This window comes from Acidisoma cellulosilyticum (genome assembly GCF_020621385.1).
GTDB classification, from domain to species: domain Bacteria; phylum Pseudomonadota; class Alphaproteobacteria; order Acetobacterales; family Acetobacteraceae; genus Acidisoma; species Acidisoma cellulosilyticum.
Genome location: NZ_JAESVA010000003.1, coordinates 1 through 13,284, shown reverse-complemented (window position 1 = coordinate 13,284; position 13,284 = coordinate 1). Strand labels below are relative to the sequence as shown.

General features: G+C 65.7%; 11 protein-coding genes. 7 read left to right on the top strand and 4 right to left on the bottom strand.

All coding sequences use genetic code 11. The features are described 5' to 3' along the window. Positions 1-3: 3 nt before the first annotated feature. Entirely contained in the window at positions 4-1,809 is a 1,806-nt protein-coding gene (locus tag ACELLULO517_RS08730) for an ABC-F family ATP-binding cassette domain-containing protein (RefSeq protein WP_227306946.1), read from the bottom strand. Between the two features lie 189 nt (positions 1,810-1,998). Here ACELLULO517_RS08730 and lepB point away from each other — a divergent pair, with 189 nt between their 5' ends. From lepB to rpiA, 6 genes are all read left to right on the top strand, one after another. Further along, positions 1,999-2,742: a signal peptidase I gene (lepB, locus tag ACELLULO517_RS08725; RefSeq protein WP_227306945.1), complete on the top strand. Its 744-nt coding sequence runs from the start codon at positions 1,999-2,001 to the stop codon at positions 2,740-2,742. A 47-nt stretch (positions 2,743-2,789) separates the two neighbouring features. Then, entirely contained in the window at positions 2,790-3,503 is a 714-nt protein-coding gene (gene rnc / locus ACELLULO517_RS08720; protein ID WP_227307667.1) for a ribonuclease III, read from the top strand. Then, the gene (era, locus tag ACELLULO517_RS08715; protein ID WP_227306944.1) at positions 3,500-4,405 is read left to right on the top strand and encodes a GTPase Era; all 906 of its coding nucleotides are present in this window, start codon (positions 3,500-3,502) and stop codon (positions 4,403-4,405) included. The genes rnc and era overlap by 4 nt, the downstream gene beginning before the upstream one ends. A gap of 44 nt (positions 4,406-4,449) precedes the next feature. Continuing rightward, on the top strand, positions 4,450-5,322 hold the full coding sequence (locus ACELLULO517_RS08710) for a D-amino-acid transaminase (RefSeq protein ID WP_227306943.1): 873 nt from the start codon (positions 4,450-4,452) through the stop codon (positions 5,320-5,322). An 83-nt stretch (positions 5,323-5,405) separates the two neighbouring features. Continuing rightward, a complete protein-coding gene (locus tag ACELLULO517_RS08705; protein ID WP_227306942.1) occupies positions 5,406-6,425 on the top strand; it encodes an NADP-dependent oxidoreductase in 1,020 nt (339 codons plus the stop codon). 3 nt (positions 6,426-6,428) lie between these two features. After that, positions 6,429-7,163 carry a ribose-5-phosphate isomerase RpiA gene (gene rpiA / locus ACELLULO517_RS08700; RefSeq protein WP_227306941.1) on the top strand — a complete coding sequence of 245 codons (735 nt, stop codon included), beginning with the start codon at positions 6,429-6,431 and terminating at the stop codon, positions 7,161-7,163. Positions 7,164-7,499: 336 nt separating this feature from the next. Here the strand turns inward: rpiA and ACELLULO517_RS08695 are convergent, their stop codons facing one another. Both ACELLULO517_RS08695 and hrpB read right to left on the bottom strand, forming a co-directional pair. Further along, complete coding sequence (locus tag ACELLULO517_RS08695) at positions 7,500-7,880, bottom strand: RidA family protein (protein WP_264481420.1); 381 nt, start codon at positions 7,878-7,880, stop codon at positions 7,500-7,502. Positions 7,881-7,924: 44 nt separating this feature from the next. Then, on the bottom strand, positions 7,925-10,366 hold the full coding sequence (gene hrpB / locus ACELLULO517_RS08690) for an ATP-dependent helicase HrpB (protein WP_227306940.1): 2,442 nt from the start codon (positions 10,364-10,366) through the stop codon (positions 7,925-7,927). Positions 10,367-10,445: 79 nt separating this feature from the next. On the opposite strand from hrpB, the gene ACELLULO517_RS08685 reads away from it, so the two are divergent. Next, entirely contained in the window at positions 10,446-12,575 is a 2,130-nt protein-coding gene (locus ACELLULO517_RS08685) for a protein-disulfide reductase DsbD family protein (protein WP_227306939.1), read from the top strand. A gap of 3 nt (positions 12,576-12,578) precedes the next feature. Here the strand turns inward: ACELLULO517_RS08685 and ACELLULO517_RS08680 are convergent, their stop codons facing one another. Beyond that, positions 12,579-13,043 (bottom strand): DUF2147 domain-containing protein, encoded by a 465-nt coding sequence (locus ACELLULO517_RS08680; RefSeq protein WP_227306938.1) that lies wholly within the window; start codon positions 13,041-13,043, stop codon positions 12,579-12,581. Positions 13,044-13,284 lie beyond the last annotated feature (241 nt).

The following is a 13,284-nucleotide window of genomic DNA, read 5'->3' as shown; positions in this document are numbered from 1 at the left end:
CGATCAGGCGCCGGCCATCGCCTCCCGCATCACTTCCAGCTCCAGCCAGCGCTCCTCGGCGGTCGCCAGATCGGCTTCCGTTTTGGACAGTTTGTCGGTGGTCGCCGCGAATTTCTTCGGGTCCTTGGCATAGAGCTGCGGGTCGGCCAGCTGCCTCTGCAGCTTGGCGATCTCGGCCTGCATCGCCGCGATCTGATCCGGCAGTTTCTTCAGCGCATCGACGTCCTTGAAGCTCATTTTCTTCGTGGATGACGCAACGCCCGCGGGCTTTGCCGAGGATGCGGATTTCGCCATCGCCTGGGCGGCGGCGCGGCTCGGCAGATCGGCTTTCCGTTGTATGATCATATCCGAATAGCCGCCGGCATATTCGGTCCAGCGCCCGTCGCCTTCGGCGGCCAAGGTGGATGTCACGACGCGATCGAGGAAGTCGCGATCATGGCTCACCAGCAGCACGGTGCCGGCATAGTCCGCCAGCATGTCCTGCAATAGATCCAGCGTCTCGAAATCCAGATCATTGGTCGGTTCGTCCAGGATCAGCAGATTGGACGGGCGGGCCAGCGCGCAGGCCAGCAGCACGCGCCCGCGCTCGCCGCCCGACAGCGTGCCCACGGGGGTGCGCGCCTGCTCGGGCTTGAACATGAAGTCCTTCATATAGCCGATGACATGCCGCTTCTCGTCGCCGACCTGCACCATATCGCCCAAACCGCCGGTCAGCGTATCGGACAGCGTCCGGGTCGGGTCCAGCGTCGCGCGCTGCTGGTCCAGCGTCACCGTTTCCAGATTGGTGCCGATACGGATTTTGCCCTGATCGGGATCGACTTGACCGGTCAGCAGCTTCAGCAGCGTCGATTTGCCGGCGCCGTTGGGGCCGACGATGCCAAGCCGGTCGCCGCGAATGACGCGCAGATCGAGGTCACGGACGATCGGCCGGTCATAGGCTTTGGCGACGCCTTCGGCGACAAACACCAGCTTACCGGACCCCTCGGCCTCGCTCGCCGCCATCTTCGCGCCGGTCGCCACGGTATTGCGGTCACGGTAGCGCTCACGAAGGTCGGCCAGTTCGCCGACGCGCCGCACATTGCGCTTGCGCCGGGCGGTGACGCCGTAGCGCATCCAGTCTTCCTCGCGCGCGATCTGGCGGGACAGCTTGTGATGCTCGGCCTCCTCCTGCGCCATCAGCTCCTCCCGCCAATCGTCATAGGCGGCGAAGCCCCGATCGACCCGTCGCGTCGTGCCGCGGTCGAGCCAGATGAGCGAGCGGGACAGGTTGGTCAGCAGGCGGCGGTCATGGCTGATCAGAACCAGGCCGGTGCGCAACCGGCCAAGCTCGCTTTCCAGCCATTCGATGGCGGGCAGATCGAGATGGTTGGTCGGCTCGTCCAGCAGCAGCAGATCGGGTTCGGGCGCCAGGGCGCGCGCCAAGGCAGCGCGGCGGGCCTCGCCGCCCGAAAGATGGGTCGGATTCTCTTCGCCTGTCATGCCCAGCGAATAGAGCAGGCTGACGGCGCGGTATGGGTCGTCCCCCGGTCCCATGCCGGCCTCGACATAGGCGAGGGTCGTGGCATAGCCCGACAGATCAGGCTCCTGCGGCAGGTAGCGGATGGTCGCGCCGGGCTGGATGAAGCGCGTTCCCTGGTCCACGGGCAGCAGACCTGCGGCGATCTTCAACAGGGTGGACTTGCCGGACCCGTTGCGACCGATGAGGCAGATGCGGTCGCCGGCGCCCACCGCCAGCTCCGCCCCCCGCAGCAGCGGCACGGAGCCGAGATTGATGTGAATATCCTGAAGCATGAGAAGAGGGGGTGCCATGGGCGGCTTGTCGCCGATCCCGACCCTGCCGCGCAAGCGTGGGCGAGGCACCGCAGCCAAGACCTCGCGTCCGTCGCCTGGCGGGTCTGACGCAAAAATGACGCTTGCTTAAGATAGCCTGCCCGTTGCTTGACAGGCCTACGCCTTTCCGCGACATGCGCTGAGCGTGTTCAGAGGTCAAGGACTCCTATGTCTCAGCGTAAACCAGGCGGCTGGGGCGACAGCCTCAAGACCATCATCTATGCCGCCTTGATCGCGATTTTCATTCGAACGTTCCTTTACGAGCCGTTCAACATCCCCTCCGGCAGCATGATCCCGACGCTTCTGGTGGGCGACTATCTTTTCGTCTCGAAGTTCAGCTACGGCTATTCCAATTATTCGTTCCCCTTGTCCCCGAATATGTTCCAGGGCCGCATTTTCGGCAGCCTGCCGCAGCGGGGCGATGTCGCCGTGTTCCGCCTGCCGCGTGACCCGAGCATCGACTACATCAAGCGCATCGTCGGCCTGCCGGGCGACAGCATCCAGATGAAGCAGGGCCATCTTTATATCAACGGCACCGAACTGCCGCGCGATCCGGACGGCGGCTATACGACCGAGGGCGACAGCGACGGTCCGCCGATGGCGCTGAAGAAGTATATCGAGACCATGCCGGACGGGCTGAAGCATCCCATCCTGAAGGCGTCCGATGACGGCCCGCTGGACAATACCGACGTCTATCACGTGCCGCCGGGCTATGTTTTCGGCATGGGCGACAACCGCGATGACAGCCTGGACAGCCGCGTTCTTGACGCCGTCGGCTATATTCCCGTCGCCAATCTTGTCGGAAAGGCCGATATCATCTTCTTCTCGATCGACGCGCGCTATCCCTGGTGGGAAATCTGGCAGTGGCCTCTCGAAATCCGCTGGAACCGCATCCTCAGCTCCATTCATTGACCGACAAGCGTTCGCCCAAAACTAAGTCTGCGGTCTCGTCCGAGGCTTTGGCGGAAGAAGCCCGCGCGGCCGTGGAACAGATCCTCGGCTATCGCTTTGCCAATGCCCGGTTGCTGCAGGAAGCGCTGACCCATCGCTCCGCCGCCGGGGCCGGCCAGGGCTCCAACGAACGTCTGGAATTCCTCGGCGACCGCGTGCTGGGCCTGGCCATTTCCGTCTGGCTGACCGAACACTATCCGCGCGAACAGGAAGGGGCGCTCGGCCGCCGTCTGGCGCATCTGGTTTCCCAGCCCGTTCTGGCTGAGGTCGCGGAAACCCTGGGCCTGCCGGCGCTGCTCTCGGTCGCACCGGGGGAGGCGCGGGCCGGCGTCCGTCGCCGGGCTTCCGTTCTGGCCGATGCGGTCGAGGCGCTTCTCGGAGCCGTTTTCCTGGATGGCGGGCTCGACCCCGTGCAGCGCTTCGTGCGCGCCAATTTCGCCGCCGCCATGGTTGCGGAGGCTGAGCCGCCGAAGGACGCCAAGACCGGGTTGCAGGAATGGGGGCAGGCGCGGGGCTTCGGCCTGCCGCTGTATGACATCGTCTCCCGCGACGGTCCCTCGCACGAACCGCATTTTGTGATCAGCGTTCGCCTGGGTGAGTCCGAGGCGCGTGGGGCGGCCGGTTCACGCAGGGCTGCCGAGCAGGTGGCCGCTCAAGCATTGCTGGACCAGCTCAAGCGCGCTACGGACAGGCAAGCCAAGCCAGGACCCAAAAGTAAATGACCGACCAGCGAACCGCGCCGACGCGCTGCGGCTTCGTCGCCATCATCGGCGCACCGAATGCGGGCAAGTCCACCTTGCTCAACCGGATTGCCGGAGCGAAGCTCTCCATCGTCAGCCCCAAGGCGCAGACCACCCGTTTCCGCATCATGGGCATTCTGATGCAAGAGGCGTCGCAGATTCTGCTCATCGACACGCCGGGCATCTTCCAGCCGCGCCGCCGCCTGGACCGTGCCATGGTCAATGCCGCCTGGACCGGCATGCACGACGCTGACCTCACGGTCCTCATGGTCGACGCGAAGGCCGGCATCTCGGATCTGACGGATGGTATCCTGAAGCGTCTTGAAGGCACGGACCGCGAAATCTGGCTGGTGCTGAACAAGGTCGATCTGGTCGAGCCGCAGAAGCTGCTGCCGCTGATCGCCGGGATCAACGCGCGCGTCACCTGCAAAGCGACCTTCATGGTCAGCGCCGTAACCGGCGAGGGCGTGGCCGAGTTGCGTGACGCTTTGGCGGGCGCCGTGCCGGAAGGTCCGCATCTTTATCCGGATGAGGAATTGACGGATCTGCCGGACCGGCTGCTGGCGGCTGAAATCGTGCGCGAACAGATCCTGCTGCAGACGCATCAGGAAGTCCCGCATGAAACGACGGTCGAGACCGAAAGCTTCAAGGAACGGCGCGACGGTTCGGTGCGGATCGACGCCAATATCACCGTCTCGCGGTCCGGCCATAAGGCCATCCTGATCGGTGCCGGGGGCGCCCGCATCAAGGAAATCGGCGCCCGCGCCCGGCTTGAGCTGACGAAGCTGTTCGACCGCAAGGTCCACCTGTTTCTCACCGTCAAGGAACGCGCCAACTGGGACGAGAAGACCCAGCATATCCGCGCGCTGGGCCTGGACGACTGACACTGCCTAGCAACTGACGAGACTGCCCGGAGAGGCTGAGACTGATGAGCCGTATTGCCTATGTGAATGGCCGCTATCTTCCTGTGGCGGCGGCTCAGGTCCGGGTCGAGGATCGCGGTTTTCTGTTCGGCGATGGCGTTTATGAGGTGGTGCAGGTCTATCGCGGCCGCTTCGTCGATGAGGAGAAGCATCTCAATCGGCTGACCCGCTCGCTGGGGGAGCTTCGCCTCGCCTGGCCCGTCGGTCGCCGCGCGCTGGAAGCCATCATCCGCGAAGTCGTCACCCGCAATCGCCTGCATGACAATGCGCTGGTCTATATCCAGATCACCCGTGGTGCGGCCAAGCGGGAGCACGTCTTCCCCAAGCCCGGCACGCGGACGACGCTGGTGGTGACGGCACGGGCCATCCCGGCCTTCCCGCGCGATGTCGATGCCTGGGCGACCAGCATCATCACCGGTCCCGATCAGCGCTGGGACCGCTGCGACATCAAGACCGTCAACCTGCTGCCCAACGTGCTCGCCAAGCAGGCGGCGAAGGACGCTGGTGCCTTCGAGATGGCGATGGTCGACGGTCAGGGCATGGTCACCGAATGCGCCTCCTCCAATATCTGGATCGTGGATGAGCATGGTCAGCTGCGCACCCGCGCGCTCGGTCATGAAATCCTGCCCGGCTGCACCCGCGCGGCGCTGTCCGAACTGCTCGGGGCCGAAGGGCTGACCTTGTCCGAGACCGCGTTCAGCCTGGATGAGCTGCGCCGGGCTCAAGAAGTCTTCATTACGAGTGCCACCAGTTTCGTGCGGCCCATCACCCGGATCGACGGCGCATCCGTGCAGGACGGCGCGGTCGGCCCGGTCACGCGGCGGCTTTTTGCGGCCTTTGCCAGGCATGTGCAGGGCGGCTTGCCGAACGCCGCCTAAGGCGCGAAGGATAGGATAAACACGCCGCCCGCGCCCTGACCGTGTGCGGCGGCACGGGCGGCAAACGATAGGGACGATCTCGCATGAGCAACCTTCGCCGCTCCATCATCCTCGCCAGCCGCCCCAAAGGCGCGCCCAGTGCCGATAATTTCGCGCTCGATGAAAGCGTCATGCCGAAGCCGGCCGAGGGCGAGGTTCTGACGCGCACGCTTTGGCTGTCGCTGGACCCCTATATGCGCGGCCGGATGAGCGACAAGCCGTCCTATGCGCCGCCGGTCGCGATCGGCGCGCCGATGACCGGCGAGACGGTGGGCGAAGTGGTCGAATCCCGCGATCCGCGGTTTGTGCCCGGTGACGTCGTGACAGGCGCCTTCGGCTGGCAGTCGCATATCATTTCGGCGGGCGATCGTCTGACGACCATCCCCAAGGGCGCGCCCTATTCCGCCTATCTCGGTGTGCTCGGCATGCCGGGCGCCACCGCCTATGCCGGCATGACGGAAATCGGCCAGGTGAAGCCGGGCGAAACGGTCGTGATCTCGGCCGCGTCGGGCGCGGTCGGAGCCGTTGCCGGTCAGCTCGCCAAGCGGGCCGGTGCGCGTGTCGTGGGCGTCGCCGGCAATCCGGACAAATGCCTTTATATCCAGGACACGCTCGGCTTCGACGAGTGCATCGATCATCGCGCGGTCATGGACCTGGATGCGGCACTGCGCGACGCCTGCCCGAACGGCATCGACGTCTATTTCGAGAATGTCGGCGGCGATCTGCAGGACGCCGTCTACCCGCTGATGAATAATTTCGGTCGCATGATCATGTGCGGCATGGTCGCCGAATATAATGATACCAAGACGCGGCCCGGCCCCAACCTGATGGATGTCGTGCGCAAGCGCCTGCGCATCGAAGGCTTCATCGTCATGGATAAGCCTGAGCGTTTCGTCGATTGGCGGGCCCTGGCCGCCCCTTGGGTCGCCGATGGCAGCCTGCATTTCCGTGAACATGTGGTCGATGGGCTTGAGAATGCGCCGGAGGCGTTCATAGACCTTCTGCGGGGCCATAACTTCGGCAAACTCGTGATCCGCGTGGCTGAACCTTCCAAAGGAGCCTGAACCATGGCCGAGCAATTGAGCCCGCAGGACGCTGCCAAACAGGCGGCGGCCGACGCAGCGGCTGCGATGATCGAGGACGGCATGGTGGTGGGCCTGGGCTCGGGCACTACGCTCCGCCGGTTTGTCCGCAGCCTGGGGGTTCGTTGCCAGGCCGGGCTGAAGATCACCGGCGTGCCGACGTCGGAGACGACGCGGGCGCTGGCTATCGAGGTCGGCGTGCCGGTGGCCGATCTCAACGATGTCGGCCCCCTCGACATCGTGTTCGACGGCGCGGATGAGATCGACCCCCAAGGGCAGATGATCAAGGGCGGCGGCGGCAATCTGTTGTGGGAGAAGATCGTCGCGACTGCGGGTCGCCGCTTCGTCGCCGTCATCGACGACAGCAAGACCAAGGACCAGCTCGGCCAGTTTCCGCTGCCGGTCGAGGTCATCCGCTTCGGCTGGCACGCGACCGAACGGCTGATGCGCGATCTGCTGATCGAGAGCGGATATCTGGAGCCCAAAATCGCCATGCGTGGCGGTCTCGATAAACCCTTCGTCACCGATTCCGGGCATTACATTCTGGACTGCGCGCTGGGCCAGATTACGCATCCCGAGGCGCTGTCCATCGCGCTCAACCGGATACCGGGCGTGGTCGAGAACGGGCTCTTCATCGATATCGCCCGTTCCGCCATCATCGGCGAGCCGGACGGGACGCTGAAGACGATCGATTATCCTGGCCGGGCGGCTGGAGTTTAAACCCGTCAGATTCAATCGGAACCGCCACCAAATCCGCGCAAGACGGATTGGGCGGCGGTTCCCATCAAACCGCCTAGAGCAGATCCCGGTCAGATGGAATCATCTGCCGGGTGAAGATGCTCGCAAAAACAATAATTTAGAGCGGCACCTGTGAGCGTAAGCGAACAGGAAACGCTCTAGAGTTTGTCTGATTTTTAACTGAAGCTTGTCCCTAATACCGTCATGCCCGGCCCCCGAGCCGGGCATCCATTCGTTGGGGCGCCCAAGGACTGGATGACCGGGTCAAGCCCGGCCATGACGGGGCAAGGGGTCGTTTCCACCTAAACCTGACGGACTCTAGCCACGCTTCCGCGCGGTGACCTCGATTTCGATCTTCATGCGCGGATCCGCGAGCCCGGCCACGATCATCATCGAGGCCGGCCGCACCTCACCGAAATATTTGCGCAGCACCGGCCAGCAGGCGGGGAAATCCTCAGCCTTCGGCAGCACGTAATTGGCGCGCACGATATCGACGAAACTGGCGCCTGCTTCCTCCAGCGCCCAGCCGATATTCTTCAGCGTCTGCTCCGCCTGTTCGGCGACATCCTCCGAGATCGTTTTTGCCGCGTAATCGAAACCCGTGGTGCCGGAGACGAACACCCAGTCGCCATCGACCACGGCGCGCGAATATCCGATTTCGGTTTCGAACTGCGATCCGGAGGAGATGAGGCGACGCATGATCGGTCCTGTCTGCAAAGGGAGGTCAGGCGGAGCTTGGCAGCTCAAAGCGTCTCCGTCACCAGCGGGTTCTCGGGCCAGTTATGCCGCGGGTAGCGGCCGCGCATGTCCCGTCTGGCATCCGCCCAGGCACCGCGCCAGAAGCTCGCGATATCGGCGGTAATGGCGATCGGCCGTCCGGCCGGGGAGAGTAGGGCAAGGCGCAGCGGAATGCGCCCGCCGGCAAGCTTCGGCGTCTCGGCCAATCCGTAGAAATGCTGGGCGCGGGCGGCGGCCATCGGCACCGGCTCGCTGTAATCGACGGCCGCGCGTCCGCCGGGCAAAGGCAGATGCGTCGGCAGATCGCGGTCCAACTGGCTCCGCCGCGACCAGTCCAGCCGGTCGAGCAGCAAGGCGCCGATATCAAGACGGCTGAGGTCGCCCAGCCGGTTCAGCCCATGCAGATGCGGCGCCAGCCAGTCCTCAAGGCTCGCGGTCAGGCTGACATCGTCGCTCGCCGGCCAAAGCTCTGCCTCCAAACCATGCATGAGCATCAGCCGCGCCTGCACGCTGCGTGCAGCCTCGGTCCAGGGCAGGCGTGACGGGTCGCGCCGCACGGCATCCAGCAAAGCGGCAGCCGCTTCCGCCGCATCCGGCGGGCCGGAGCGGTCTTCCAGGATCAGCGCGCCCAGCCGCCGCCGCCGCCGGGCGAGGATGCTGCCGGTCGTGGGGTCCAGGCTCGTCTCCACCGTTTCGGTCAAGCGCCGGGCCAGGCTCGGCGGCAAGGCGGCCGGGTCCAGGGGGGCTGCCATACGGATGCGGGCGGAGGTCTTCATTTCCAGCACCGCGACCGCAAGCAGGGATGCGCGCGCCAGCGGGTCGCTGACCGGCACCTTCGCGCCACCGCCGCCCGACAGGCGAAAACTGCCGGGCTCGCCCCGGCGCTGGGCCAAGCGGTCCGGGAAGGCGGCCGCGATCAAAGGCGCCGGATCGCCCACGGCTGTCACATCGCCGCGCAGGCCCAGCCGCCCGCGATAGCTTTTCGCCGCCTGCCTGATGCGCTGCACCGCACCGCGATCCGCCTGGGCGCTGCCATGGCCGGCCAGCGCGTCCAGCCGCAGCGTGACGTCGGCCGGCCCGTCCGGTCCGGCGCGCAGCGGGTCGCGTTCTTCCAGCAATGCCGCCAGATCGGCCGCCAGCGCCTTCTGTCCCAGCGTTTCCGCCGTCAGCATCATCGCGGCAAGCCGGGGATGCGCGCCGACCGCGCTCATCCGCTGGCCGAGCGGCGTGATAGCACCTTCCGGGGTCATCGCATCAAGATCGACCAATAGCGCCAGAGCAGCGGCCAAGGCGCCCTCGGGCGGCGCGTCGGGGAAGGGCAGATCAGCCGGCAGCGTGCCCCATTGCGCGCAATCCAGCAGCAGGCCCGAAAGTTCGGCTTCCAGAATCTCGGGCCGATCATAGGGTCGCAATCCGCGCTGCATGGCGCTGGTCCAAAGCCGGATGGCGATGCCCGGCCCCTCGCGCCCGGCGCGGCCGGCGCGCTGATCGGCGGCGGCGCGGCTGACGCGCTCGGTCATCAGCCGGGTCAATCCGCTATTGCTGTCCATGCGCGGCGTGCGCCGGAAGCCGCCATCGATGACGATGCGCACGCCTGGCACGGTCAGGGATGTCTCGGCGATAGACGTTGCCAGAACAACGCGCCGCTGCGCCGCCTGGCGCAATGCCAGGTCCTGGGCGGCGGGCGGCAGATCGCCATGCAGCGGCAGCACCAGCGCGTCCAATCCCTGCAGCGCCGTTTCCGTGCGGCGGATTTCCCCCATGCCGGGCAGGAAGGCGAGGATATCGCCGGGGGCCTCCGCCAGCGCGCCACGAATGCTTCGCGCCATGGCCTCGGGCAGATCGCGCATCTCCGTCACGTCGCGGGCGCTGTAGCGGATATCGACGGGGAAGATGCGCCCGGCACTTTCGATGACGGGCGCCCCCATCAGCGCGGATAGGCGCGCGCCGTCGAGCGTCGCGGACATCGCGATCAGCCGCAGGTCGGGCCGAAGGATGCGCTGCGCGTCCAGACAAAGGGCCAGCGCCAGATCCGCTTCCAGCGACCGTTCGTGGATTTCGTCCAGAATAACAGCGGAAATGCCGTCCAGTCCGGGGTCGGACAGCAGCCGGCGGACCAGCAGCCCGGTCGTCACCACCTCGATCCTTGTGGCAACCGAGACCGCGCTATCGATGCGCGTGCGAAAGCCGACGGTCTGGCCCGCGCTTTCGCCGATCAGACTCGCCATGCGCGTGGCTGCCGCGCGGGCGGCCAGCCGGCGCGGCTCCAGCATGATGATGCGGCCGGTCGCCCAGGCAGCGTCGCGCAGCAAAGCCAGCGGCACCGTCGTCGTCTTGCCCGCGCCGGGCGGCGCGACCAGGACCGCATTGGGGTGTTCGGCCAAGGATGCCAGCAGCGCCGGCAGGGCTTCGGCGACGGGCAGATCGGTCAGAAAGTCATCAAGCACAAGGAAAGTCCTGCATTTCGCCGGTCAGGTTACATGAGCATCACTAGAGCCGCAGCGCATCGGTCTATAAAAGGTCGCCATGACATATTCTGCCCGCAGGCTGAAGTTCTCCCCGCGCATCGCAGTGGCGGTACTGCTCACGCTCGCGGCCGGTCTCTGGCTGACGGCCGGTTCTTCCGCGCGGGCAGCGCAAAGCCTGTTCGCCTCGACGCTGAATAACGAGGTAAGTATCGTCTCGGACGTCGACAGCGTGGCGCCGGGAACGCCGTTTCACATCGGGCTCCTGTTCGGCCTCGGCAAGCACTGGCACATCTATTGGACCAATCCGGGCGATGCGGGTGTTGCGCCGGCTGCAGCCTTGACCTTGCCGCAAGGCGGGTCTGCCGGCCCAATCCAATGGCCGATCCCGAAGGTCATCTATGATGGGCCGGTGACCAGCTATGGCTATAGCCGCAAGCTGGCGCCGGTCCTGCTGCCGCTGACGATCACGCCACCCGGCAAGATCGCTGGCGCGCATTACAGCGTGAAGGTCGCGGCCAGCTGGCTCGTCTGCAACGAGATTTGCGTGCCCGGCCAAGCGACGTTCTCTCTCGCCCTGCCGGTGGAGGCCAAGGCGCGCCCATCGCATGAGGCACCGCTCTTTGCCGAGGCGGAACGCGATATGCCGCACGAAAAGAATTGGCATGGCTGGATCGAACCGGACGGCACGCTGACGGTTGACGGCACCGATGCCTCCCGCGACCGGGTCGCCAGCGCCTATTTCTTCCCTGCCGGCCAGGACACGATCAATCAGGATTATTTCCAGCCCCTGAAGATGCGCCAAGGGCGGCTCGTGCTCGGCCTGAAACTCGCCTCCGACTACAAGGCGGATAAGCCGCTCGCCGGGCTTCTGGTCTTGACGGCGGCCGATGGCAGCGAGCGGGCGGCGATGATCACCGCCACGCCCGGCATGCCGCCGGTCGCAATGCCGGGCAAGGCCGTCTGGATGCTGCCTTTGGATGTGCTGGCTTCGGCCCGCTACCTCAGCCTCATCGGCGCTGCGTTGCTCGGCGGTCTGATCCTCAACCTCATGCCCTGCGTCTTTCCGGTTCTGGCAATGAAGGCGGCCCATCTCGCGCATCTGGGGGATGGCCAGCGCGGTCGGGCTCAGCGGGATGGTCTGGTCTATGGCCTCGGCATTCTGGTCAGCTTCCTGGCTCTGGCCGTCATTCTGTTCGGCCTGCGTGAAGGGGGCACGGTCGTCGGCTGGGGCTTTCAGTTCCAATCGCCGGATTTCGTCCTCGTCATCACCTGGCTGCTCTTCGCGGTCGGGCTCAGTTTTTCCGGCGTGCTGACGGTCGGCAACCGCTGGATGGGCCTCGGCCAAAGCCTGACCCAAACGGGTGGCGTCTGCGGCAGTTTCTTCAGCGGCGTGCTGGCGGCCGTGGTCGCGACACCCTGCACGGCCCCCTTCATGGGTGCTGCCATGGCGGCCGCTCTCGCCGGACCGCCTTTACCGGGCCTGTTGATTTTCGCGGCGCTCGGCATCGGCCTCGCTTTGCCGATGGTGGTGCTGAGCTGCATTCCCGGCATCGGCCGGTTGTTTCCCCGCCCTGGCCAATGGATGATCGTTCTGCATCAGGCGCTCGCCTTTCCGATCTATGCGAGTGTGCTTTGGCTGATCTGGGTCGCGAGCCAGGAGGGCGGATCGTCGCTGCTGGTCTATTCGGGCATCGGCCTGCTGCTGATTGCCTTCGCCGCCTGGGCCTGGCGTCTGGGCGGGCGCGTCGCACCCGCGCTCGCGGTCATCGCGGCGGCGATTCTGCTGCCGGTGTTGTGGGAGGCGCGCAGCGCTTCGGCAGCCCCGGCCTCGCCGTCAGCCTCGGTCGCGGAAGCCTTCACGACCAGCAGGCTGAATGCGCTGCGTGCCGCCGGCAAGCCGGTTTTCGTCAATCTGACCGCGGCCTGGTGCGTTACCTGCCTCGTCAATGATCGTCTGGCGCTCGGCCGTGCGGACGTCCAGCAAGGCTTCCGGCAGGCCGGCGTCACCTATCTGGTCGGCGACTGGACAAGGGCCGATCCCCAGATCACGGCCTTCCTGAAGGAGCATGGGCGCAGCGGCGTGCCGCTTTACGTCTATTATCCGCCGGGGGACCGTCAGCCGGTCGTCCTGCCGCAGATACTGACGCCGACCTTGGTGCTGACAGCGATCGGCGCCGCCGCCGGCTGAGTTTTATTCCAGGGAGTTCGGGGGCATCCGGCAATCGGCCGGTGGCGTCGGCCCGGTATAGCGGGTCCAGAAGCGCGTCGCGCCCAGCATCGGCAGCAGGAAATAGCCTCGTAGCCTGAGCTGATTGGCAGACATCACGCGCACTTTCGCGCTGTAGTGATGACCGCTCTTCGGATCGATGATGGACCCCATCCAAGCCCTTGTCCGCGGATGCAGGTTGACGATGAAGACGAAGCGGCATTGGGAGTGATGGTCCCAGGTCTGGGGCGTCGGGTCCTGCGGATGGTCGATCTGGAAACCGACCAGCGCCCCGCAGCGCGCATCCCCCCCGCAAGGATAGATCTGCACCACGCCCTCGCCCTTGCCGGTCACCCAATAGCCGCTGGGGTCCGGCGGCGCGGCCAGGGCCCGCCCTTGTCCGGCGGCCAGCAACAGAAGACCGAAGAAGACAGCCAGAATGATGCGCATGGGCGCGATTCTATCATCCTTGTTTCGCTTGCCGTCCAGCCCGCGCGATGACGATTTGGCTTTTACCGGGCGCCGATCAGATCAAGGTGATCTCAGGCGAGCGCGACCGTCCGTTCGGCCAGCGCTTCGATCGCCCGATCGATCCTCTCGGCTTCGGCCTGGGAGATACGCAGGCCGAGTTTGGATCGGCGCCAGAGGATGTCCTGGCTGGATCGGACCCATTCATGGGTGACGAGGTAGT